At 67.6% G+C, this 21,451-nt stretch carries 19 protein-coding genes; 8 read left to right on the top strand and 11 right to left on the bottom strand.

Annotation, left to right across the window (positions count from 1 at the left end; genetic code table 11):
- Positions 1 to 29 precede the first annotated feature (29 nt).
- Positions 30 to 995: a sulfotransferase gene (locus CWC60_RS03105; protein ID WP_164516340.1), complete on the bottom strand. Its 966-nt coding sequence runs from the start codon at positions 993 to 995 to the stop codon at positions 30 to 32.
- 202 nt (positions 996 to 1,197) lie between these two features.
- Here CWC60_RS03105 and pyc point away from each other — a divergent pair, with 202 nt between their 5' ends.
- Positions 1,198 to 4,650: a pyruvate carboxylase gene (gene pyc / locus CWC60_RS03100; RefSeq protein ID WP_109792596.1), complete on the top strand. Its 3,453-nt coding sequence runs from the start codon at positions 1,198 to 1,200 to the stop codon at positions 4,648 to 4,650.
- Positions 4,651 to 4,653: 3 nt separating this feature from the next.
- Here pyc and CWC60_RS03095 read toward each other — a convergent pair whose 3' ends face one another.
- The gene (locus CWC60_RS03095; protein WP_109792595.1) at positions 4,654 to 5,724 is read right to left on the bottom strand and encodes an AI-2E family transporter; all 1,071 of its coding nucleotides are present in this window, start codon (positions 5,722 to 5,724) and stop codon (positions 4,654 to 4,656) included.
- Positions 5,725 to 5,895: 171 nt separating this feature from the next.
- Here CWC60_RS03095 and CWC60_RS03090 point away from each other — a divergent pair, with 171 nt between their 5' ends.
- Entirely contained in the window at positions 5,896 to 6,699 is an 804-nt protein-coding gene (locus CWC60_RS03090) for a metal-dependent hydrolase (RefSeq protein WP_109792594.1), read from the top strand.
- Positions 6,700 to 6,744: 45 nt separating this feature from the next.
- On the opposite strand, the gene CWC60_RS03085 is transcribed toward CWC60_RS03090, so the two are convergent.
- From CWC60_RS03085 to pyrF, 7 genes are all read right to left on the bottom strand, one after another.
- Entirely contained in the window at positions 6,745 to 7,533 is a 789-nt protein-coding gene (locus CWC60_RS03085; RefSeq protein WP_206419745.1) for an enoyl-CoA hydratase/isomerase family protein, read from the bottom strand.
- Positions 7,534 to 7,622: 89 nt separating this feature from the next.
- The gene (locus tag CWC60_RS03080) at positions 7,623 to 8,897 is read right to left on the bottom strand and encodes a bifunctional folylpolyglutamate synthase/dihydrofolate synthase (protein ID WP_109792592.1); all 1,275 of its coding nucleotides are present in this window, start codon (positions 8,895 to 8,897) and stop codon (positions 7,623 to 7,625) included.
- Positions 8,894 to 9,904, bottom strand: coding sequence for an acetyl-CoA carboxylase, carboxyltransferase subunit beta (gene accD, locus CWC60_RS03075; RefSeq protein WP_420891146.1), 1,011 nt, complete (start codon positions 9,902 to 9,904; stop codon positions 8,894 to 8,896). Before accD ends, CWC60_RS03080 begins: the two co-directional genes overlap by 4 nt.
- Positions 9,901 to 10,734: a tryptophan synthase subunit alpha gene (trpA, locus tag CWC60_RS03070; RefSeq protein ID WP_109792590.1), complete on the bottom strand. Its 834-nt coding sequence runs from the start codon at positions 10,732 to 10,734 to the stop codon at positions 9,901 to 9,903. The genes accD and trpA overlap by 4 nt, the downstream gene beginning before the upstream one ends.
- Entirely contained in the window at positions 10,731 to 11,951 is a 1,221-nt protein-coding gene (trpB, locus tag CWC60_RS03065; protein ID WP_109792589.1) for a tryptophan synthase subunit beta, read from the bottom strand. Before trpB ends, trpA begins: the two co-directional genes overlap by 4 nt.
- A gap of 13 nt (positions 11,952 to 11,964) precedes the next feature.
- Positions 11,965 to 12,609, bottom strand: coding sequence for a phosphoribosylanthranilate isomerase (locus CWC60_RS03060; RefSeq protein WP_109792588.1), 645 nt, complete (start codon positions 12,607 to 12,609; stop codon positions 11,965 to 11,967).
- Complete coding sequence (gene pyrF, locus CWC60_RS03055; protein ID WP_109792587.1) at positions 12,606 to 13,325, bottom strand: orotidine-5'-phosphate decarboxylase; 720 nt, start codon at positions 13,323 to 13,325, stop codon at positions 12,606 to 12,608. The genes CWC60_RS03060 and pyrF overlap by 4 nt, the downstream gene beginning before the upstream one ends.
- An 84-nt stretch (positions 13,326 to 13,409) precedes the next feature.
- On the opposite strand from pyrF, the gene CWC60_RS03050 reads away from it, so the two are divergent.
- A complete protein-coding gene (locus CWC60_RS03050) occupies positions 13,410 to 13,952 on the top strand; it encodes a PAS domain-containing protein (RefSeq protein WP_109792586.1) in 543 nt (180 codons plus the stop codon).
- Between the two features lie 118 nt (positions 13,953 to 14,070).
- Positions 14,071 to 15,183, top strand: coding sequence for a PQQ-dependent sugar dehydrogenase (locus CWC60_RS03045; protein WP_109792585.1), 1,113 nt, complete (start codon positions 14,071 to 14,073; stop codon positions 15,181 to 15,183).
- 6 nt (positions 15,184 to 15,189) lie between these two features.
- Here CWC60_RS03045 and CWC60_RS03040 read toward each other — a convergent pair whose 3' ends face one another.
- A complete protein-coding gene (locus CWC60_RS03040; RefSeq protein ID WP_164516339.1) occupies positions 15,190 to 15,759 on the bottom strand; it encodes a PAS domain-containing protein in 570 nt (189 codons plus the stop codon).
- A gap of 86 nt (positions 15,760 to 15,845) precedes the next feature.
- Entirely contained in the window at positions 15,846 to 16,970 is a 1,125-nt protein-coding gene (locus CWC60_RS03035; RefSeq protein ID WP_109792583.1) for an alpha-D-ribose 1-methylphosphonate 5-triphosphate diphosphatase, read from the bottom strand.
- Between the two features lie 220 nt (positions 16,971 to 17,190).
- Between CWC60_RS03035 and CWC60_RS03025 the strand changes: the two genes are divergently transcribed.
- The 4 genes from CWC60_RS03025 (at position 17,191) to CWC60_RS03010 (ending at position 21,442) form a co-directional block, all read left to right on the top strand.
- A complete protein-coding gene (locus tag CWC60_RS03025; RefSeq protein ID WP_125182715.1) occupies positions 17,191 to 18,036 on the top strand; it encodes a CmcJ/NvfI family oxidoreductase in 846 nt (281 codons plus the stop codon).
- Between the two features lie 95 nt (positions 18,037 to 18,131).
- Positions 18,132 to 18,608 (top strand): hypothetical protein, encoded by a 477-nt coding sequence (locus CWC60_RS03020; protein WP_109796322.1) that lies wholly within the window; start codon positions 18,132 to 18,134, stop codon positions 18,606 to 18,608.
- A 169-nt stretch (positions 18,609 to 18,777) separates the two neighbouring features.
- Entirely contained in the window at positions 18,778 to 20,484 is a 1,707-nt protein-coding gene (locus tag CWC60_RS03015) for a long-chain-fatty-acid--CoA ligase (RefSeq protein WP_206419744.1), read from the top strand.
- Between the two features lie 97 nt (positions 20,485 to 20,581).
- Positions 20,582 to 21,442: an alpha/beta hydrolase gene (locus CWC60_RS03010; RefSeq protein WP_109792578.1), complete on the top strand. Its 861-nt coding sequence runs from the start codon at positions 20,582 to 20,584 to the stop codon at positions 21,440 to 21,442.
- Positions 21,443 to 21,451: the final 9 nt, after the last annotated feature.

Here is a 21,451-nt window from a genome sequence, read left to right as displayed (position 1 = left end):
CGCCTTGCTTGCCAAGCGGCGCCGTGGTTTCAGGCCGCGGCCTCGGCCTGATAGCCGATGATCGCGGCGGTTTCGTCTGCCGAATAGAACAGGTCCGCAATGTCCTTGTTCTTTTCGTAGATCGCCGTGCGCTCGACCTCGTTGTACTTCACGGCCGAACGGAAATAGCGGTCCCATTCCAGGGACTTGCCGACATACTGGCTGAAGACCTTCGAATTGTGCTCGCCCTCGATCTCGGTCGGCGTGAAGCCAAGATGGTCGCCCATGGACTGCAGGGTGACCTCGCGATGGTTGAGGATGTCCTCGAACTTAACGAACAGCGTCCGTCCGACGATTTCGGGGTCGTTGAACGGGAAGTGGACGAACGGCTTGCGGTACTGGTTGACCGCATCCGAGACCTGGCGGTAGCGGTCGCAGAGCGAGGCCACGCCGGTGACCGGATGGCGGACCATGAAGATGAACTTCACGTCCGGGTACATGCGCTGGATGACCTTCAGGTGCAACGCATTGTCGGGGGTCTGCTCGCCATAGATCCTGCCCCTGGATTCGGTGGATTCCACGAATTCCGAGAACATTGCCGCGACCGTGTTCGCCCAGCTCGGATTGGCCGGGTCGAAACGGGCCATGTAGCGGTCGAAACGGAAGCCCTTCAGATAGGCCTGATGGGCGAAGACATCCTTGGTCACGTCGGACAGGGACGAGTTCATCAGGTTCTCGTAGAAGGTGATGTTGTAGTAGCAGGTGTGGAGGAACGGCGTCACCGGCTGGTGCTTGACGAATTCCAGCAGCGAGTCGCAGTTGGCCGGATCGACGCCCTCGAATTCGCCGCCCTGGCGGATGACGCGGCAGACCAGGCCGTAGAGGTGCTCCAGCCGCGTCATGACCGTGGTGCCCTGCAGGCCGCAGACCTCGGGCTGCTTGTCCAGCAGTGCGCCGGTCACCGTGGTGCCGCTGCGCTCCGAGCCGGCGATGAAGAAGTCGATGCGATCGGTCATGACGGGGCCTTCCGAAGTTTCGTAGTTGCGCACCATGCTGACGCGTCTTCGTAAAATCGTGGTTAACGATGAAGGCCGGGCCTGGCCGCGGGTTCGTGACCGCCGTCGCCTTCGCCTCGGGGTGGTGCAACTTCCGCTTTGCCAAGCGCCCTGCGATCGCCCAACATGACCGCCGGGCGCGGGGGATAGAGGGGGTTCAGCGATGACCGAGTTCCGCAAGATCAACAAGATCCTGGTCGCCAACCGATCCGAGATCGCCATCCGTGTGATGCGCGCTGCCAACGAACTGGGCATCGCCACCGTCGCGGTGTTCGCCGACGAGGACAAGCTGGCGCTGCACCGCTTCAAGGCCGACGAGAGCTATCTGATCGGCCAGGGGCTGGGGCCGGTGAAGGCGTATCTGTCGATCGAGGAGATGATCCGCGTGGCGAAGCTTTCGGGCGCGGATGCAGTGCATCCGGGCTATGGCCTGCTCTCGGAGAACCCTGACTTCGCCCAGGCGTGCGCGGACGCCGGCGTGACCTTCATCGGACCGCCCCCGGCCATCATGCGCGCCCTGGGCAACAAGGTCGCCGCCCGCGAGGCCGCGATCGCGGCCGGCACGCCCGTGGTGCCGGCGACCGGCCCGCTGCCCGAGGATCTGGACGAGGTGGCCCGGATGGCCGGCGAGGTGGGCTATCCGCTGATGCTGAAGGCGTCATGGGGCGGCGGCGGACGCGGCATGCGCGTCATCGAGAGCGCTGCCGAACTCAAGGACGAGGTCGCCGCGGGCCGGCGCGAGGCGGGCAACGCCTTCGGCAATGACGAGGTCTATCTGGAAAAGCTGGTCCGCCGCGCCCGACATGTCGAGGTGCAGTTGCTGGGCGACCATCACGGCAATGTGGTGCACCTATGGGAGCGCGACTGTTCCGTCCAGCGGCGCAACCAGAAGGTCGTGGAGCGCGCGCCGGCGCCCTATCTCAGCGACGCCCAGCGCACCGAGCTGTGCGAGAGCGCGCTGCGCCTGGCCCGCTCGGCCGCCTATGTCAATGCCGGCACCGCCGAGTTCCTGATGGACTACGACACCGGTGAGTTCTACTTCATCGAGGTCAATCCCCGCATTCAGGTCGAGCACACGGTGACCGAGGAAGTCACCGGCATCGACATCGTCAAGGCGCAGATCCGCATCGCCGAGGGCGGCCGTGTCGGCAAGGTCGAGGAGACCGGCGTGCCGCCGCAGGAGAAGATCTTCCTCAACGGCCACGCCCTGCAGTGCCGCATCACCACCGAGGATCCGGAAGCCAACTTCATCCCCGACTATGGCCGGATCCTGGCCTATCGCGGGGCGACCGGGTTCGGCATCCGCCTGGATGGCGGCACCGCCTATTCCGGCGCGGTGATCACCCGCTACTACGACTCCCTGCTGGAGAAGGTCACCGCGTGGGCGCCGACGCCGCAGGAAGCGATCCGCCGGATGGACCGGGCGCTGCGCGAGTTCCGCATCCGCGGCGTGGCCACCAACCTGATCTTCGTCGAGAACCTGATCAATCACCCGAAGTTCGTCGCCAACGAGTACACGACGAAGTTCATCGACGAGACGCCGGAGCTGTTCGACTTCCCCGTACGTCAGGACCGGGCGACGAAACTGCTGAACTTCATCGGCGACGTCATGGTCAACGGCAATCCGGAGGTCGAGGGCCGCGCGAAGCCCAGCATGGGCCACGCGCCTGTGGTGCCGGCGCCGCGCAATGACGCCCCGCCGAAGGGCACGCGCGATCTGCTGGACGAGCTTGGGGCGGAGAAGTTCGCCGACTGGATGCTGGATCAGAAGCGGCTGCTGATGACCGACACCACCATGCGCGACGCCCACCAGTCCCTGCTGGCGACGCGTATGCGCAGCTTCGACATGGTGCAGGTGGCCGAGGCCTATTCGCGCAATCTCGCCGGCCTGTTCTCCATCGAGTGCTGGGGCGGGGCGACCTTCGACGTTTCCATGCGCTTTCTCAGGGAATGCCCCTGGGAACGGCTGTCGGATCTGCGCGAGCGGATCCCGAACATCCTGTTCCAGATGCTGCTGCGCGGCGCCAATGGTGTCGGCTACACGGTCTATCCCGACAATGTCGTGAAGGGCTTCGTTCACCAGGCCGCCGAGAGCGGCGTCGACGTCTTCCGCGTCTTCGACAGCCTGAACTGGGTGGAGAACATGCGCGTCGCCATCGACGCAGTGCGCGAGTCGGGCAAGCTGTGCGAGGCGGTGGTCTGCTACACGGGCGACATCTTCGATCCCGAGCGCCCGCGCTACGACTTGAAATACTATGTCGACATGGCGCGCGAGTTGAAGGCCGCGGGCACCAACATCCTTGGCATCAAGGACATGGCGGGGCTGTTGAAGCCGGCCCAGGCGCGGGTGCTGGTCAAGGCGCTGAAGGAGGAGACGGGCCTGCCCGTCCACTTCCACACCCACGACACCTCAGGCATTTCGGCCTCCAGCGTGATCGCGGCGGCCGAGGCCGGCGTCGATGCGGCGGACGCGGCGATGGACAGCTTCTCCGGCCTGACCAGCCAGCCCAATCTCGGCTCCATCGTCGAGGCGCTGCGCTTCGGCGAGCGGGAAACCGGGCTCGAGCCGGCCGTCATCCGGCAGTTCTCCGACTACTGGGAGGCCGTGCGCCGGCGCTACGGCGCCTTCGAGAGCGACCTGCGTTTCGGCGCGTCGGAAGTCTATCTCCACGAGATGCCCGGCGGGCAGTTCACCAATCTGCGCGAACAGGCGCGCAGCCTGGGTCTGGCCGAGCGCTGGCACGACGTGGCCCGGACCTATGCCGACGTGAACCAGATGTTCGGCGACATCGTGAAGGTGACGCCGTCCTCCAAGGTCGTCGGCGACATGGCGCTGGCGATGGTCTCGGCCGGCCTGACCCGCGCCGACATCGAGGATCCGGACAAGCCCTTCAGCTTCCCCGATTCGGTGGTGTCCTTCTTCCACGGCGATCTGGGCCAGCCGCCGAACGGCTTCCCCCCGGCGCTGCAGAAGAAGGTGCTGGGCGAGACGAAACCGCTGACCGAGCGGCCGGGCGCCAGCGTGCCGCCGGCCGATCTCGCCGCGCTGCGCAAGGAGGCCGAGGCGGCCGCGGAGCGCGAGATCACCGACGAGGAGTTCCAGTCCTATCTGATGTATCCGAAGGTCTTCACGGACTTCGCGAAGTTCCAGGCCGATTTCGGGCCCGTCGACCGGCTGCCGACGCCGGTCTTCTTCTACGGACTGGAGCCGGGGGACGAGGTCCTGGTGGAGATCGAGAAGGGCAAGGCGCTGGTGATCCGCTGCCAGGCCGTGGGCGAGCCGGACGAGGAGGGCGTGGTGCGCGTCTTCTTCGAGCTGAACGGCCAGCCGCGCCGGGTCAAGGTGCGTGACCGCAGCGCCGCCGCCTCGGTGGAGCAGCGGCCGAAGGCCGAGCCGGGCAACGCGAAGCACGTCGCCGCGCCGATGCCGGGCATGGTGGCGACGGTGGCGGTGGAGAAGGGCCAGAAGGTGCAGACGGGCGACCTGCTGCTGACCATCGAGGCAATGAAGATGGAGACCGCGATCCGCGCCGAACGCGACGGCGAGGTGGCCAGCATCCATGCCGGCGCCGGAACCCAGGTCGACGCCAAGGACCTGCTGGTGGAGTTCGCCTGACTGTCAGCCAGATCCCTCGAGCGCCTCATGGTTCTCATAGCGCTTCGCCGCCTCGAAGGCCGCGATCATGGTGGCCACCAGCGGCATGGCGATCAGGGCGCCGATCAGGCCCACCAGGCTGCCCAGGACCAGCAGCGCCGCCAGCACCAGCGCCGGCGGCAGGGCGATGATTCGGCGGTGGACCATGGGCGTCAGCAGCAGGCCCTCCACGTTCTGCAGCACGACGATCAGGATCAGCGCCAGCAGGGTCTGCTCGATGCTCTGCGTCAGCGCCATGAGCAGCACCGGGATGGCGGCGATCACAGGGCCCAGATTCGGGATGAAGGTCATCAGTGCCGTGAACAGGCCGAACAGCAGCGCGAAGGGCACGCCGATGACCCACAGGCCCAGCGTCATGATGCTGCCCAGAACCAGCATCGAAAGCCCCTGACCGACGAACCACCAGGCCACGACCACGGCGACCCGGTCCATCATGTGGTTGACCATGCCGCGGCGGTGGGCGGGGGTCACGAACAGCACGCCCTGGCGGTAGAGCTTTGGCTCGAAGGCGATGTAGGCGGCCATGGCGATCATGATGATCGCGCCGAACAGCGTGCCGACGACGCTGGAGAAGATGCCGGTCAGCCGGCCGATCATCTGGGTGCTCTCGGCGATGATGGCCGACAGGTCGGGCAGGGCGTCGGGCTCGCCCATCGCCTCCCGCACCAGGTTCAGGATCGTCACGCCGATCTCGCTGCGCCGGATCGCCGCCTCGCTGGCGCGCCAGAGTTCGGGCACGCGGCGGGCCAGTTCGCCCGCCTGCTCCACCACCTGCGGGCCGATGACGAAGACCATCGCCATGCCGGTCGCCAGCAGCACGATCAGGATGATCAGCAGGGCCGGCGCGCGCGGCAGGCGCAGCCGCCGCGACAGCACGTCCGCCGCCGCCGACAGGAAGATGCCGAAGATGATCCCGGCGAAGATCAGGCACAGCACCGGCAGCGCGTAGATCAGCAGACCCGCCACGGCGAGGCTGACGCCGACGACGAGCAGCATCCTGTAATCGTTGCCGCTGCGGCCACCGTCCGTGTTCATGCGTCATGCTCCTGTCGTCGGGGACGGTTACACCCGAGCGGGCAGGAGGCGTCAAGGCGCGCCTGCGGCGGTCGGGCCGGCCGCCTCACACGAGCGTGAACGCGACGGCCCTGCGAATTCGGTCATCATGGCTTGTCGAGACTTGGAACAAGTCCAGCAGAGGAGGCGCAGATGCTTCGTAGAGTAATCCGGTTCGCGGCGGCGCTGGCCGTGGGCGCGACGCTGGCGACGGCGGCGGCGGCCGAAGGCGTCGGCGTGCACTGGTACGGCCAGTCGGCGTTCAAGATCACGACGCCCGGCGGCAAGGTGATCCTGATCGATCCCTTCATCTCGAAGAATCCGAAGACGCCCGAAGACCAGAAGGATCTCTCGAAACTGGGCCAGGTGGACCTGATCCTGGTGACCCACGGCCATGGCGACCATGTCGGCGACACCTTCGAGATCGCCAAGATGACGGGCGCCAAGGTGGCCATGAACGCCGACATGGGGTCGACCTACAACTCGCTGAAGGTCATGGACCCGAAGAACCTGATCCGGTTCAACAAGTCCGGGCGCATCGCGCCGATCGGCAAGGACATCGTGATCACCATGACCCGGGCCGAGCACAGCTCCACGGTGGGCTTCGACGGCAAGGTCTTCCCGGGCGGGGAGCCTGCCGGCTACATCATCCGTCTGGAGAACGGCTACAAGATCTACCATGCCGGCGACACGGGCGTGTTCGGCGACATGCGCTTCATCAGTTCCTACTACAGGCCCGATCTGGCGCTGCTGCCGATCGGCGGTCACTTCACCATGGGCCCCGCCCACGCGGCCTATGCGTTGCGGAACCTCATGAAGGAAATCCCGCGGGTCATGCCCATGCACTACGGCACCTTCCCGCCGCTGAAAGGCACGCCGGAGCAACTCGTCAAGGCGCTCGGCGACCACCCGGTCGAGGTCATCGTGATGCAGCCGGGCGAAAGCCGGGAGTTCTGATTCCCGGCGATGCCCCGGAGCGACACTCCGGGGCGCGGCCGGTTCCTAACGCCCCTTGTAGGCGGGCTTGCGCTTTTCGGTGAAGGCCGTCAGCCCCTCGATCACGTCCTCCGACTGGCCATAGGCCTCCCAGACCTGCATCTCCGTCTGCAGCGCGCGGTCCAGCGGCATGTCGAGCGCCTGGTCGACGAGGTGTTTCATCAGCCGCATGGCCAGCGGGCTCTTGGAGGTCAGCTTGGCCACCAGTTCCTCGACGCGCGGGATGAGCTGGTCGTCGGGCACGATCTCGTTGACCAGGCCCCAGTCGGCCACCTTCTGCACTGGCAGCAGTTCGCCGGTGAACAGCAGATACTTGGCCCGGGTTTCGCTGATCTTGCGCGGCAGTCTGATGGCACTGCCGCCGCCCGGCAGCATGCCGAAATTGATGTGGCCGTCGCCGATCTTCACCGACTCCGCGGCGATCACCAGGTCGCAGGCCAGGGTGAGTTCCAGGCCGCCCGCCGCCGTGATGCCGTTGACCGCGGCGATGGTCGGCTTCTCGCACTCGCCGACCCGGGCAAAGGCCTCGTAGGCCTGCTTCATGAAGGTGCGCACCTTCACCGGGTCGCCCGAGCCCATGAACTGCAGGACGTATTTCAGGTCGGCGCCGGCGGAGAAGGCGCGGCCCGAGCCGGTGAACACCACGGCTTTCACCTCCGGGTCCTTCTCCGCCTTCTCGATGACTTCCGAATAGCCGTCGAGGATGTTCTGGTTCATCGCATTGAGCGCGTCCGGACGGTTCAGCGTCACCCAGGCTGCGCCGTTGCGGACTTCGTAGAGCATGTCTTGCGTCATCATCCCCTCCCCGGGATCGATCGTGCTGGGCGCCGCCGGCCGGCGGCCCGTCGCCGGAGATGATGCCCGCTTCCGCGGCCGGGGGCCAGTCAGGCGATGGGCGGTTCGGCCTCCGCCAGCATCTCCGCGGCGAGGTAGAGCGAACCGGTCACCAGCGTGCGCGGCGCGCCGCGTTCCCGCCGCGCGATCCCGACGGCTTCGGCGAGGGACCCGGCGACCCGCGCCTCCAGGCCGAGCCGGCCCGCGGCGAATGCGATCTCCTCCGGCGGATGGGGACGGCCGGCGGTGTAGACCGGCTGCCGGCCGGCGGCGACGCCGATCACCAGCGGGCGCAGGTGCTGGAACGCAGCCAGGAAGGGCGTGACGGGACGGCTGTCGAGCATGCCGACGATCAGGCAGAGCGGTTTCGGCGGCAGAACCTGCAGCGCGCCCGCCATCGCGGCGGCGGCATGTGGGTTGTGGCCGCCATCGACCCAGATCTCGCGCCCCTGGATGTCCAGACGCTGCATCCTCGCCGGCCATTGGGCTTTGGCGAGCCCTGCGGCGGCCTCGGGCAACAGGCCGGGGCGGAACGACTCCAGCGCTGCGACGGCGAGCGCCGCATTGCGCCACTGATGGGCCCCGGCGAGGCCGGGGACGGGGAGCGCGATTTCGCTCTGGCCGCTATAGAGACCGGATTCGGGATCGACCGTGAAGTCGCGGCCGGCGAGACGCAGGGGAACCTGGAGCGCCCGGGCCCGCTGTTCGATGACCGCCACGGCGTCCGGATGTTCGGGGCCGGCGACGCAGGCCGCACCGGGTTTCAGGATTCCGGCCTTCTCCGCGGCGATCTCGGCGATGGTATCGCCCAGATAGGCCATGTGGTCCAGCGCGATGGGCGTTATCACGGTCAGCGCCGGCTGGCGGACGACGTTGGTGGCGTCCAGCCGGCCCCCCATCGCCGTCTCCAGCAGCAGCACGTCGGCGGTATCCTCGGCGAAGGCGAGGAAGGCGGCTGCCGTCAGCGCCTCGAAGCTGCTCAGCACGCCGCCGTCATTGGCGTCCTCGACGCGCAGCAGGTGCCGGGCGAACTCGGCGTCGCGTATTTCGCCGCCGGACAGCGTGACTTCCTCGGTGACCCTGTGCAGATGGGGCGAGGTGAAACACTGCACGTCGAGACCGGCATGGCGCAGCATCGCCCTCAGGAAGGCGACGACCGATCCCTTGCCGTTGGTGCCGGCGACGTGGATGACCGGCGGCAGCCGGTCGAGCGGATCGCCCAGCCGCTCCAGCAGCGCGGGAAGACGCTCCAGATCCAGTTCCATCTTGCGGACCGACTGGCTGTCGATCCGGGCCAGAATGGCATCGCTCAGCGGCGCGCTCACTTCTTCTCGGACTTGCCCCCGGTCTTCTTCTCCGACTTACCCTCGGCCTTCGTTCCGGCTCCGGCCGACGGGGTCTCCTCGACGGCCTCGTTGGGCATGGGGATGGCGACCTCGGCGTCGGGCTTCGGCAGGGGCTTTGGCGGCTCCACGGTCTTGACCCGCAGCAGCGAGATGACGCGGGCGACGGTCTCGGCGAGCTGATGGCGGTGGATCACCATGTCGACCATGCCGTGATCCAGCAGGTATTCGGCGCGCTGGAAGCCGTCGGGCAGTTGTTCGCGGATGGTCTGTTCGATTACCCGCGGGCCGGCGAAGCCGATCAGGGCGCCGGGCTCGGCGATGGTCACGTCGCCGATCATGGCGAAGCTGGCGGTGGTGCCGCCGGTCGTGGGGTCCGTCAGCACGCAGATATAGGGCAGACCGGCGTCCCTCAGCCGCTGCAGCGCCACCGTGGTGCGCGGCATCTGCATCAGCGAGAGGATGCCCTCCTGCATGCGCATGCCGCCGGAGGCGGCGCAGACCACCAGCGCCGCATCCTTCTCGACGGCCTTCTCGGCCGCCGCGATGATCGCTTCGCCCTCGCCGGCCGAAACGGAGCCGCCCATGAAGAAGAAGTTCTGCGCCGCGATGACAGCCGCCAGTCCGCCGATACGGCCGAAGCCGACCTCGACGGCGAAGTCCGAGCCGGAGGCCGAGCGGGCTTCCTTGAGCTGGTCGGTATAGCGCCGCGCATCCCTGAATTTCAGGGGATCGAGCGGCGGTTCGGGCGTCCGCACGCGGGTAAACTTGCCGTCGTCGAACAGCAGGCGCAGCCGCGCGCCGGCCTTGAGCCGCATGTGATGGTCGCAATGGGGGCAGACGCGGTGGCTCTGCTCCAGGTCCCGGTGAAAGACCATCTGGCCGCAGGAACGGCATTTCTCCCAGAGATTGTCGGGGCTGTCCTTCTTTCGGCCCAGCCCGATCTTGGGCAGTACGGTGTTGGTCAGCCAGCTCATGGATCTTCCTATTCTGCCGGTACGGTCTCTCGGCGGGCCGAGCGCACGCCGGCGCTCAGGTCGCGCACCAGTTGCAGGACGCCCGCGACGGCCCTGTCACGGTCGCCGCCCGCTTCCTTCACGCGATTCACGATCGCCGAGCCGACGACGGCGGCGTCCGCGACCTCCGCGACGGCCGCGGCCTGCTCCGGTGTCTTGATGCCGAAGCCGACGGCGATGGGCAGGTCGCTGTGGCGCTTCAGGCGGCGCACGGCCTTCGCCGCGGCCTCCGTGTCCAGGCTCGCCGCGCCGGTGATGCCGGCGACGGAAACGTAGTAGATGAACCCGGACGTGTTCTCGAGAACGGTCGGCAGGCGGCGGTCGTCGGTGGTCGGCGTCGCAAGGCGGATCAGCGAGATATCCTTCGCGCCGGCTGCGGCCAGCAGGTCCATGTCCTCCTCCGGCGGCAGGTCGACGACGATCAGACCATCCACCCCCGCCGTCGCGGCGTCCGCGGCGAAGCGGTCCACGCCATAGGAGAAGATCGGGTTGAAATAGCCCATCAGGACGATCGGGGTCGCCGGGTCGCCGCGGCGGAACTCGGTCACCATCTCCAGCGTGCGGGCGAGGGTCTGTCCCCCGGCCAGGGCCCTCAGCCCCGCCTCCTGAACCGAGGGGCCGTCGGCCATGGGGTCGGTGAACGGCATGCCCAGTTCGATCAGGTCGGCCCCGGCCTCGGGCAGGCCGTGCAGGATCCGCATCGCCGTCTCGCGGTCGGGGTCGCCCGACATGACGTACGGCATCAGGGCGGCGCGCCCCTCCGCCTTCAGCTGGGCGAAGCGCGCCTCGATGCGCCGGCTCATATCTCCACCCCCAGGGCCTGGGCGACCGCGAAGACATCCTTGTCGCCCCGGCCGCACATGTTCATCAGAATGATGTGATCCTCCGGCAGGTCCGGCGCAATCCTGGCGACGTGGGCCAGGGCGTGGGCCGGCTCCAGCGCCGGAATGATGCCCTCCTTGCGGGCGCAGAGCTGGAACATCTGCAGCGCCTCGTCGTCGGTGGCGGAGACGTACTTCACCCTGCCGACATCCTTCAGCCAGGCGTGTTCCGGACCGATGCCCGGATAATCGAGCCCGGCGGAGATCGAGTGCGCCTCCGTGATCTGACCGTCGTCGTCCTGCAGCAGATAGGTCTTGTTGCCATGCAGCACGCCCGGCCGCCCGCCGGTCAGCGAGGCGGCGTGCTCGCCGGTCTCGAGGCCTCGCCCGGCGGCCTCGACGCCGTAGATCTCGACCTCAGGATCGTCCAGGAATGGGTGGAACAGACCGATCGCGTTGGAGCCGCCGCCGATGCAGGCCACCAGCGTGTCGGGCAGGCGGCCCTCCCGCTCCATCATCTGCTCCTTCGCTTCGTTGCCGATCACCGACTGGAAGTCGCGCACCAGTTCCGGGTAGGGGTGCGGCCCCGCCGCGGTGCCGATGATGTAGAAGGTGTTCTCGACATTGGTGACCCAGTCGCGCAGGGCCTCGTTCATGGCGTCCTTCAGCGTCGAGGAGCCGGACTTCACGGGGATCACCTCGGCGCCCAGCAGCTTCATGCGGAATACGTTCGGCTGCTGCCGTTCGACGTCGACGGCGCCCATGTAGACGGTGCAGGGCAGGCCGAAGCGCGCCGCCACGGTCGCCGCCGCCACACCGTGCTGGCCGGCGCCGGTTTCGGCGATGATGCGCGGCTTGTTCATGCGCCGGGCCAGAAGGATCTGGCCCATGCAATTGTTGATCTTGTGGCTGCCGGTGTGGTTGAGCTCGTCGCGCTTGAAATAGATCTTCGCGCCGCCGAAGTACTCCGTCAGGCGCTCCGCGAAATAGAGCGGGCTCGGCCGGCCGGCATAGTGCTTCAGGTACTCGTCGAGCTCGACCTGAAAGGCCGGATCGGCCTTCGCGTCGTTCCATGCCTTCTCCACCTCCAGCAGCAGTGGCATCAGGGTCTCGGCGGCGTAGCGTCCGCCATACGCGCCGAAATGGCCGCGCTGGTCGGGGCCGTTCCGGAAGGAGTTGGGGTTGTTCTGCACGTTCATGCTCGGTCCTCTTTCAGAGGGATTTGACGGCGTCGAGGAACTTCGCGATCCGCGCGGGATCCTTCGTCCCGGGTGCGCTCTCTACGCCGGAGGAGACATCGACCCAGGCTGCGCCGCTGATGCGGACCGCCTCGGCCACGTTCTCCGCGTCCAGTCCGCCCGAAAGCATCCACGGGCGGTTCCACTTGCGTCCGGCCAGCAGCCGCCAGTCGAACGCGACGCCGTTGCCGCCCGGCAGGCCATGACCCTGGCCCTTTGGCGGCTTGGCGTCGAACAGCAGCCAGTCGGCGGCGCCGTCATAGGCGTCGACGGCGCCGAAATCCTCCGGTCCACGGATCCTGATGGCCTTCATCACCGGCAGGCCGGTGCGGGAGCCGATGGCCGCCGCGCGCTGGGGCGTCTCCGAACCGTGGAGCTGGATCATGTCCAGCGCCGCACCCGTCAGCACCGCGTCGAGCCAGCCATCGTCGGGGTCCACGAACAGGCCGACCCGGGTCGCCCGGCCGGTCTGGCGGCCGATGCTCGCCGCAGTCTCGGGCGAGATGCTCCGTGGCGACGGCGGATAGAAGACGAAACCGATGGCGTCGGCGCCGCCGCGCACCGCAGCATCGACCACTTCGGGGGTGTTCAGCCCACAGATCTTGGCCTGCAGTTTCATGCCGCGCCTGCCTCCGCCGCCACCCGCCGCGCGGCGGCGCGGCGGTCTTCGGCGGCGGTGATGGAACGGCCGACCACGATATAGGTGGCGCCGGCGGCCATGGCGTCGCGCGGCGTCATGATCCGCTTCTGGTCGCCGAGCGCGTCGCCGGCCATGCGGATGCCCGGCACGACAAGCATCGGGTCCGGTCCGAGCGCTTCGCGCAGGGGAGCGATTTCCTTCGGACTGCAGACCAGGCCGTCCGCCCCCGCCGCGACGGCCAGCCGGCCCAGGCGCACGACCTGATCGGTCGCGCCGCCGGCGACGCCCATCGCTTCCAGGTCCGCATCATCGAGGCTGGTCAGAACGGTGACGGCGACAATGGCCGGGCGCGCCGCGCCGAAGGCTTCGGCAGCCTGCCGCGCGGCGCGGATCATCGCCGCCCCGCCCTGGGCGTGGACGGTCAGCAGGTCGGGCCGGCAGGCGCTGGCGGCGGAGGTCACCGCCCCGGCGACAGTGTTCGGGATGTCATGCAGCTTCAGGTCCAGGAACAGCCGCCGCCCGGCGGGCGCGGTCTCGCGCACGCTCTGTGGGCCGTGTGCCGCGAAGAACTCCAGCCCGAGCTTGAAGCCGCCGACCTCGTCCTGAAGTTCGGCGACGATGCCGCGCGCCTGCCCGGCATCGTCGGTGTCGACGGCCAGCAGGACCGGATTCTCGGATGGGCTTCCATCAAACATGCGGGCGGTATAGCAGTTGGGATCGCCGCGTTGTAGATGCCTTGATGCGCCGCATTCGTTGCCAGAGAGGTTGGCGATCCACCCATGTCCATCGTGCAGGCCCATATATCCATCGACGATGTCGCGGAGGCAGGATTCCGGGAGCACCTGCGGCGCTGGTTCGATCAGCGCGATGCCGCCGGGGGACTGCCGGACCGCAGCCTGATCGATCCGTTCATGGTGCCCGCGCTGGCCGAGTCGGTCATCCTGTTCGAGGTCGGCGAGGATCTGTCGCCGACCTATCGCCTGACGGGCGAGGCCATGCGCCGCGCGGTCGGCCGGCCCACCGTCGGTCTCACGCCCTATGACCTGATGGGACGCACGCCCTATGCCGAGCTGATCGTCGAGCAATTGCGGGACTGCGCGCGGGCCGTGCAGCCGATCTACTCCAGTCACGATTTCGTGGTCGCCCAGGACGAGATCGCGCGTGAATCGCGTCGGATCGCGATGCCCTATGGCCAGCACGGAGAAGTGAACCGGCTGCTGTGCTTCCAGGTCGTCTCAGAGAAGCTGGAACTGAAGGAAGGCGCCGCCTACCGCATCGACGACTGGTCGCTCAACCAGCTTGCCTTCGTCCATTCCGCCTGAGCCCCGCATCCGATCGGCGCCGGTCCGGCCTTCAACCTGACGCACGCCGGCCCTACATCCATCCGATCGGCCGATCGCGACCGGCGCTGTCCGCCATCATGCAACACGAGGATCTCCCATGCGAGCGAGCCTGTTTACCGTGGCCCTGGCGCTGATCGCGCTGCCGGCCTTCGCGGCGGAGATCCATGAGACCTCGGCCGGCAAGGTCAGGGTCGAACGGGTCGTCGGCGATCTCAGCCGGCCCTGGGCCGTGGACTTCCTTCCCGGGGCCGGCATGCTGATCACCGAGCGGGACACCGGGGTGCTCTGGCGCGTCGACCGCGATGGGAACGGCCGCAACGAAGTCGCAGGCGTGCCGGAGGTTTCGCCCGAAGGGCAGGGCGGTCTGCTCGATCTCGTGGTCGCGCGCGATTTTGCGGACAGCCGGGAGATATTCCTTTCCTACGCCGAACCGCGTCCCGAGGGCCAGGCGACGGCGCTGGCGGTGGCGCGGCTGTCGAAAGATGGCGAGCGGCTGGAGAATGTCCGGGTGATCTTCCGCCTCGACCGCGCCAGCGAACGGGGCCAGCATTTTGGCGGCCGCATCATCGAGGCTCCGGACGGCACACTGTTCCTGACGATCGGCGATCGCGGCCGCAGCGATGCGGCGCAGGATCTCCAGGCCCACAACGGCAAGGTCATCCGGATCGGGCGCGACGGTTCCATACCGGCTGACAATCCCTTCGCCGACGGCGGCGGCCTGCCCGAGATCTGGTCCCTGGGCCACCGCAATCCGCAGGGCGCGGCCCTGGATGCCGAGGGCCGCCTCTGGATCAACGAACACGGCGCCAGGGGCGGCGACGAGATCAACCGGCCGGAGAAGGGGCGCAACTACGGCTGGCCCCGGATCTCCTATGGCACCCACTATTCGGGCGCGAAGATCGGCGTCGGCACGCACGCGCCGGGCCTGGAACAGCCCGTCTATTACTGGGATCCGTCGATCGCGCCGTCGGGCATGGCCATCTATTCCGGCCGGCTCTGGCCCGATTGGGAGGGCGACATCTTCGTCGGCTCCCTGAAGTTCGATTTCATCAGCCGCCTGCAGCGCGACGGCGACGGGATCACGGGGGAGGAGCGGCTGTTCGAGGGCGACTACGAACGGATCCGCGACATCGCGGAGGGGCCCGACGGCGCGATCTGGTTCCTGGCGGAAGGCGAGGGCGCTCTTTACCGTATGTCGCCCGCCGAATAGGGGCGCTCAGCCGGCGGCGAACACCGGACGCCAGTCGCCCGCGACATTGCCGGCCAGGATGCGCTGGACCAACCCCTCGTCGCCGGCGAGCGGCAGCAGCAGCCGGTCCCAGGTCCGCACCGATACGTGGGCCGCAGGATTGTGGCGCGTGTAGACTGCCTCCCGGCGGATCATCGCCGCGCGGTACATGCACAGGAAAAAGACCGAGACGTAGTTGCTCGAGCCGATCTCGGACGTCTTCTTGCCGGTCATGTCGAATCCGGAATGCTGGGCGATCCTGCTGCCATAGACGCGGTAGCGGAAATCCGCGCCGCCATCCAGCACGTCGAGCAGCATGATGTAGCCGAGCGCCGGCTTCATCGCCAGCGGATCGACCGCGCGCGCCTGCGGCAGACCGCCGGTCTTCGGCAGTCCCCGCCAGTAGTCGTTGAGAAACCTGAGCGGCGCGGCCGGGAGTTCATTGGTCGCCGGCGACCATGTGATCAACGGCGGCTCCAGTCCTTCGTCTGCGAACAGCCGGTTCAGGCCAAGCTGGTCGCCTCCGGCGACCGCTGTCGCGAGAGCATCCTCGAACATCGCGGGCTTTCCACGGCGAACACGGTTCCGCGCCGATGATAGCAAGCCCGCCTGCATCCGGCCCAATGAAATCCACGGCGAGGGCTTCAGGGCGCCAGGTGGACCTGCCGGCCAGCGACAAACACAGCCGCGACCCTGGGCGCGGCGTCCGGAACTGTCTCGACCGCGATCACATCGGCACGAAGTCCCGGCCGGAGTTCGCCTCGGTCGACCAGGCCCGCCGCCTCGGCGGCGTTGCGCGCAACCAGCGGCCAGGCCCGCTCGAGTCCGACCGCTTCAGCCAGCCGGAAAGCGGCGATCAGCGGGGCGGGGTAGAAGTAGTCGGAGGTCAGTACGGTGCAGAGGCCCTCGGCCACTGCCTCCGCGGCGTCGAGCGCCCCCGTGTGGCTGCCGCCCCTGAGCACGTTGGGCGCACCCAGCACGGCATGTTCGCCCGCGGCCCGCGCCGCCGCGGCCGTTTCCCGGGTCATGGGGAACTCCGAGGTCTTCGCACCCAGGGCGCGGAAGCGCTCCCGCTCGGCCGGCGATGTCTCGTCATGGGCCAGCAACACCAGACCGCGTTCCCGCGCCCGCGCCGCCATGCGGTCGATTGCGCAGGGGACTTCGTCCCGCCGGGCCCAGACGCCGTCCAGCAGTGCGCTGTAGTCCTCGACCGACAGACCCGCCCTTGCGGCCCACTGGTCCAGCTTGCCCGGCGTCCGGCCCATCCGCACAGTGCCGGTGGTGTGATCGTTGAAGGCGACGATCGGCTTCGGATCGAGGCCGAACCAGCCGCAGACGGTATCGGCGGCGTCGAGTGCGAAGGTCTCCCAGCGCAGATGCAGACGGGTGTCCGCACGCAGGCCGGAGCGAACGGCGCGCCATGCTTCGATGAAGCCGCGGGCGCCCTCCAGGCTTCGCAGCCCCGGTTCCCATGAAATTGTCAGGCCGTGGAAGGCGGTGGTGATTCCGTTGGCGACAAGCTGCCGGTCGGTCTCCGGCAGCGCCACTTCGTGCGGAAAGCTGACGCCCGGGCGCGGCATGATCTGGCGCTCGAAGCCGTCGCCGTGGATGTCGACGATGCCGGGCAGGATCAGCAGGCCGCCCGCGTCGAAGATCCGCGCATCTGGCGACGCATCGCCGATCACGCCGTTCGAGAAAGCGATGTCGCCGCCGCGGAGCCCTTCCGGTGTCAGTACTTCGCCGCCTGTGATGATCCAGCTATCGTTCATTCCGCTTCGCCCCCGGCCGTCATGTGCCACAGGGAGATTGTCACATTTTCCCGAGGCTTCTCCGACATTCCGCAGGCCGGGCGCGGCGGGTCCTGCATCGCCGGCACGTCCTACGCGCTAGCAAAGCTAGGCCGGCGGGTGAGAACTCCTCGCTGGAAAAGCCGGCCCCGCCGGACAATCTTGGTGGTCAGCGAACAAACGCCCCGGAGGAACAAGCAACATGCCGGATACCGCGCTGAAGCAGGTCGCCGCCAGCCGCGACATCGTCGAGGCGGACATCGTCTATACCCCGATCGACGGCAGGCGCCACAAGGTCTTCATCCCGCCCATGGGCGGCGGCGTGTCGAAGCGGACCCATCCGGACCAGCCGGTGCGGGTCGCCATCCGCAACGGCCGGCATGCGGCCGGCGGCTTCGATCTGGACCGGGACGGCTTCGCGCTGCGCGAGGCGCCGAGCGCGGTGCGGAACTTCTATGACGAGGCCGAGGTGGAGGACGTCTACTACCGTGAGCTTGAGGCATTGCTGAAGCGGGAGACGGGCGCCCGCCGGGTGCTGATCTTCGATCACACCATCCGCATCGATGACGGTGCGCGCAGCCGGGAGCTGGGCAAGCGCGAGCCCGTGCGCCGCGCCCATGTGGACTACACGGAGAAATCCGGACCCGAGCGCGTGCGTCAGCTTGCCGGCGCCGAGGCGGACGATCTGCTGTCAGGCCGCTTTGCCGAGGTGAACGTCTGGCGTCCGATCACGGGCCCGGTGAACCGCGCGCCGCTGGCCGTGGCCGAAGCCGGCAGCCTGGCGCCCGATGATCTTATCCCGACCGATCTCGTCTATGACGACCGGGTGGGCGAGATCTACGAGACTGCGCACAATCCCGCCCATCGCTGGGTCTGGTTCCCGGACATGAGCGTCGACGAGGTGCTGTTCCTGAAGAGTTACGACTCGGCCACCGACGGGCGCTCGCGGTTCACGCCGCACACCGCTTTCGACGATCCGGCAACGCCAGCCGGCGCCCCGGCGCGGGAAAGCATCGAGGTCCGGGCCTTCCTATTCTTCGGCGACTGACACGCCAGAGCTCCGGCCCCCAGGGCCGTCGTTAACCGGGCGTTATGAAAGTCGTGGTCTGCTGACGGTTCGACCCCGTGCGGGAGACCATCTTCATGACCGACCAAGTTCCGGCGCTCTGGCGACATGTGCTCAATGCGACGATCGGCGCGACCGCGCTGTTCGCGGCCGGTCTGGTTCTGCTGCCCTCGACGATGCAGCTTCTGTTCCTGCCCATGTTCTACGGGGTCACGGTCCCGCCGCCCGAACTCGGTCCCGAGGCGATGCGCTATGCCCACTTTGCCTTCGCGATGACCGGCTGCATCATGCTGGCCTGGCTCATGGCGCTGGCCATGGTCGTCAACGGCCCTTTCCGGCGCGGCGAACCCTGGGCCTTTGTCCTGGTCGCCGGCACCATCGCCCTCTGGTATGTCATCGACAACATCTGCTCGTGGTCCATGGGCTATGAGGCCAATGTCGCCTTCAATACGGCGGCGGTATTTCCTGCGGCACTGGCGCTGGCCCGCACCTGGCGCTGCTTCTTCCCCCGCCGCGCCGCACCGGCAGCCGCCGCCCTTCACGAGAGCGCCTGACCCCCCCCCTCGCCAGTTCCCCCGCCGGCCCGCCGGGCCGTTCCCGCCGGCGTGCTGCGCCGCCTTTGCGTGTTGCGACGTTCTGGCGCACACTGTATGGAGTGCGCAATTCATTCGAGCGCCTGCCGTCCAGGGCGCAGGCGGCGGCGACATGATTGGGAGGACCGTTTTGGCCGAGCATCCGTGGCTCAAATCCTATCCGGCGGGCGTTCAGTGGGACGCGCCGATCGCGACCTTTCCCGTCTATCAGATCCTTGATGACGCGGTGAAGGCCTGGCCCGACGGCAACGCCCTCGATTTCATGGGCAAGAAGACCACTTACGCCGAGCTGTCCGATATGGTTGACCGGGCCGCGAAGGGGTTCCAGGCGCTGGGCGTCGGGCCCGGCGTGCATGTCGGTCTCTTTCTGCCGAATACCCCGCATTACGTCGTCAGCTTCTACGGCATCCTGAAGGCCGGCGGCACGGTGGTGAACTACTCGCCGCTCGACGCCGAGAAGGAACTGGAACACAAGATCGAGGACAGCCAGACCGACATCATGGTCACGCTTGATCTGGTCGCGCTCTACCCGCAGATGGCCAAGATGCTGGGTCGCACCCGGCTCAAGAAGATCGTCACCGGCAGCCTGACCGATGTGCTCCCCTGGCCGAAGAACTGGCTGTTTCCGCTCGCCAAGGGCAAGGAGATCGCCAAGGTGCCGTCCGACGAACGGCATCTGACGTTCAAGAAGCTGATCGCCAATGATGGCCGTTTCGCCCCTCACCAGGTGACGAATCTGGACGAGACAGTGGCGGTGCTCCAGTACACCGGCGGCACCACCGGCCTGCCCAAGGGCGCGATGCTGACCCACGCCAACCTGACCGCGGCCACCAGTATGTACGTGACCAACAATTCGGCGGGCGAGAGCGCGCTGGAGGAAGGCCGGGAGCGCATCCTGGCCGTGCTGCCGCTGTTCCACATCTACGCTCTGCAGATCAACATGCTGCTGGCCATGCGCTTCGGTGCCGAGATCATCCTGCATCCGCGCTTCGAGCTGGAAGCGGTGATCAAGGATCTGGAGGCCAAAGATCCGACCATGTTCCCGGGCGTGCCGACCATGTTCAACGCCATCGTGAACTATCCCGGCATCGAGAAGATGGATCTTTCCTCGCTGAAGTTCTGCGCCTCCGGCGGCGCGCCGCTGCCGGTCGAGGTGGCGCAGAAGTTCGAGAAGCTGACGGGCTGCAAGCTGGCCGAGGGCTGGGGCATGACCGAGACCAGCCCTGCCGGCGTCTCCACGCCGATGGAGGGCAAGGCCAAGCCCGGCTCCTGCGGCATTCCCATGCCCGGCATCGAGCTCAAGTTCGTCGACGTGGACGACCCGGCGAAGACCCTGCCCATGGGCGAGCGCGGCGAGATCTGCATCAAGGGCGCCAATGTCATGAAGGGCTACTGGAACAAGCCCGAGGAGAACGCCACGGCATTCACCGAGGACGGCTTCTTCCGCACCGGCGACGTGGGCTACATGGACGAGGACGGCTATCTCTTCATTGTCGACCGCACCAAGGACATGATCCTGTGCGGCGGATTCAACGTCTATCCGCGCAATATCGAGGAAGCCATCTATCAGCACCCCTCGGTCGAGGAGGTGTCGGTCATCGGTATCCACGACGAATACCGCGGCCAGTCGCCCAAGGCCTTCATCAAGCTGAAGAAAGGCGCTTCCGGCTTCACCCTCGAGGAACTCAAGGACTTCCTGAAGGACAAGCTCGGCAAGCACGAGATGATCTCCGACATGGAAATCCGCGCCGAACTGCCCAAGACCCTCGTCGGCAAGCTCTCCAAGAAGGAGCTCTACGAGGAGGAGGAGAAGAAGCGCCAGGCCGCCGCGGCCTGACGGTTTCCCGCCGCCCTGCCATGTTGATGTCCTCGGTTGAGGGTCGCGGCCATTCGCCTAGAATGGCGTGGTGACCATCACCGAGGGGAGGCGGAGAATGGCGGAACGACAGGACATCTCATTCCGGGCCAACGGCGTCGATCTCGCCGCCTGGTTCTATCCGGCGGCGGCCGGCGCGCCGGTCGTCGTCATGAGCCACGGGCTCTCGGCGATCCGGCGCATGAACCTGGACGACGTGGCGCGTGTGTTCCAGCAGGCGGGGCTGGCCGTGCTCTGCTACGACCATCGCTGTTTCGGGGACTCGGGCGGCGAGCCCGCCTGCGAGGCCGATCCCTGGGCGCAGGTCCGCGACATGCGCGACGCCATCAGTTTCGCCCGGACGCTGGACGGCATCGATCCCGAGCGTCTGGGCATCTGGGGCACCAGCTATTCGGGCGGGCACGTGCTGACCGTCGGCGCCCTCGACCGGCGGGTGAAGTGCGTCGTCTCCCAGGTTCCCTTCACCCACGGCGCACGCACCTTCGAGGCCTGGGTGCCGGAGAAGGCGCGGGCCCGCACGCTGGAACGGATGACGAAGGACCGCGAGGCGCGTTACGCCGGGAGCGCCCCTGAAACCGTTCCCGCCGCCATGGAGGGCTCTGAAACCGAGGAATGGGCGAAGGCCTCGGACAAGGAAGGCAGGTATCCCAACAAGCTGACGCTTCGCAGCCTGGAGATGATCCGGGAATACGAGCCGCACCAGTTCGCCGCCCGTGTCGCACCGACGCCGCTGATGATGATCGTCGCCGCCCGCGACACCCAGACGCCGGTCGAAGGGCAGATCGAGACCTACGAACTGGCCGGCGAGCCGAAGAAGCTCGTCCGGCTCGACTGCCGCCATTACGACCCCTATCTCAGCCATATCGATCAGGCCGCCGGCGCCGCCCGCGACTGGTTCGTCGAGCATCTGCGGCCCTGAGCCGACGGC

The organism is Minwuia thermotolerans (assembly GCF_002924445.1).
GTDB lineage: Bacteria > Pseudomonadota > Alphaproteobacteria > Minwuiales > Minwuiaceae > Minwuia > Minwuia thermotolerans.
This window is presented reverse-complemented; position numbering and strand designations above follow the sequence as displayed.

What these genes read in the sequence shown, in the direction of transcription:
- CWC60_RS03105 (WP_164516340.1), bottom strand. Translation starts at nt 995, where the DNA reads ATGACCGATCGCATCGACTTCTTCATCGCCGGCTCGGAGCGCAGCGGC.
- pyc (WP_109792596.1), top strand. Translation starts at nt 1,198, where the DNA reads ATGACCGAGTTCCGCAAGATCAACAAGATCCTGGTCGCCAACCGATCC.
- CWC60_RS03095 (WP_109792595.1), bottom strand. Translation starts at nt 5,724, where the DNA reads ATGAACACGGACGGTGGCCGCAGCGGCAACGATTACAGGATGCTGCTC.
- CWC60_RS03090 (WP_109792594.1), top strand. Translation starts at nt 5,896, where the DNA reads ATGCTTCGTAGAGTAATCCGGTTCGCGGCGGCGCTGGCCGTGGGCGCG.
- CWC60_RS03085 (WP_206419745.1), bottom strand. Translation starts at nt 7,533, where the DNA reads ATGACGCAAGACATGCTCTACGAAGTCCGCAACGGCGCAGCCTGGGTG.
- trpA (WP_109792590.1), bottom strand. Translation starts at nt 10,734, where the DNA reads ATGAGCCGGCGCATCGAGGCGCGCTTCGCCCAGCTGAAGGCGGAGGGG.
- trpB (WP_109792589.1), bottom strand. Translation starts at nt 11,951, where the DNA reads ATGAACGTGCAGAACAACCCCAACTCCTTCCGGAACGGCCCCGACCAG.
- CWC60_RS03060 (WP_109792588.1), bottom strand. Translation starts at nt 12,609, where the DNA reads ATGAAACTGCAGGCCAAGATCTGTGGGCTGAACACCCCCGAAGTGGTC.
- pyrF (WP_109792587.1), bottom strand. Translation starts at nt 13,325, where the DNA reads ATGTTTGATGGAAGCCCATCCGAGAATCCGGTCCTGCTGGCCGTCGAC.
- CWC60_RS03050 (WP_109792586.1), top strand. Translation starts at nt 13,410, where the DNA reads ATGTCCATCGTGCAGGCCCATATATCCATCGACGATGTCGCGGAGGCA.
- CWC60_RS03045 (WP_109792585.1), top strand. Translation starts at nt 14,071, where the DNA reads ATGCGAGCGAGCCTGTTTACCGTGGCCCTGGCGCTGATCGCGCTGCCG.
- CWC60_RS03040 (WP_164516339.1), bottom strand. Translation starts at nt 15,759, where the DNA reads ATGTTCGAGGATGCTCTCGCGACAGCGGTCGCCGGAGGCGACCAGCTT.
- CWC60_RS03035 (WP_109792583.1), bottom strand. Translation starts at nt 16,970, where the DNA reads ATGAACGATAGCTGGATCATCACAGGCGGCGAAGTACTGACACCGGAA.
- CWC60_RS03025 (WP_125182715.1), top strand. Translation starts at nt 17,191, where the DNA reads ATGCCGGATACCGCGCTGAAGCAGGTCGCCGCCAGCCGCGACATCGTC.
- CWC60_RS03020 (WP_109796322.1), top strand. Translation starts at nt 18,132, where the DNA reads ATGACCGACCAAGTTCCGGCGCTCTGGCGACATGTGCTCAATGCGACG.
- CWC60_RS03010 (WP_109792578.1), top strand. Translation starts at nt 20,582, where the DNA reads ATGGCGGAACGACAGGACATCTCATTCCGGGCCAACGGCGTCGATCTC.